Origin of the sequence: Bariatricus sp. HCP28S3_D3, from assembly GCF_052065755.1 — a bacterium.
In the GTDB taxonomy this organism is placed as follows: Bacteria; Bacillota; Clostridia; order Lachnospirales; family Lachnospiraceae; genus Allocoprococcus.
In genome coordinates this window covers 1-818 of the sequence record NZ_JBQHTK010000091.1, presented here as the reverse complement: position 1 = coordinate 818, position 818 = coordinate 1, and the positions used below count along the sequence as shown (strand labels likewise).

2 protein-coding genes are annotated in these 818 nt (G+C 51.0%); both read left to right on the top strand.

Annotation, left to right across the window (positions count from 1 at the left end; all coding sequences use genetic code 11):
* Positions 1–393: DUF6431 domain-containing protein (locus tag ACTNB3_RS17835; protein ID WP_441027301.1), on the top strand; the 393-nt coding region annotated here is incomplete at its 5' end.
* Positions 394–529: 136 nt separating this feature from the next.
* On the top strand, positions 530–818 hold a 289-nt coding region (locus ACTNB3_RS17830), incomplete at its 3' end, for a helix-turn-helix domain-containing protein (RefSeq protein ID WP_441027299.1).

The window sequence follows — 818 nt, the reverse complement described above, 5'->3', positions numbered from 1 at the left end:
GGGGTACCCGTCACTACAGAAGTGACTGTCCTTCGTCTGGCCTGCCAAAGCTGTGGACATACCCATGCGGTCCTCCCGGACCTGATCATCCCTTATTCCAGCTATAGCCTTTTCTTTATCCTTCGTGTCCTGGCAGAAGCCTTCCTGCACATTTCTTCCCTGGAGCGCCTCTGTGAACGTTTCTGCATTACCCGAAACCAGTTGTATAAATGGAAGCAGCTCTTTCAGCAGCATAAGCGGGAATGGCTCGGCATCCTGGAGGACTCTGAAACCTCTGGAATGGATTTCCTGCTGATGCTTGCCATCAAACCGGATTATTCCTCTTTCGCCATGGACTTTACAAAGCAGACTGCGTATTCCTTCCTACAGTCCCACCGTAATCCCTCTGGATAAACTGTAAAATACGGCACCTCCCAGACCGTGCCACCATTGCTGTCCCCCTGTTTTTTCACGGCCACACGCCATGGGGATGGCATCCTCCATTCCTGTTTTCTACAATGGTAAAAAACACAAAGGAGGTTCTTTCTTAATGGAAAATCAAAAACAACAACTCTCTAACGCCGCAAAAATCGCCCAGTTCCGGCTCGCCCTGATCGCACCTGTGATCCACGGCCTTTTTCCGGATGCTTCCAGGAACGCTTATTACCGCCGCATCACAGAAAAACCATTGACCCTGCCGGATGGATCCATTTTTCAGTACAGCCCCAAGACCATCAGCAAATGGGTATCCCTCTACCAGACAGGCGGGATCGATGCCCTGATGCCAAAGGAACGCTCTGATAAAGGTGCTACCAGGGTCCTGCCTGATACCGCTATAG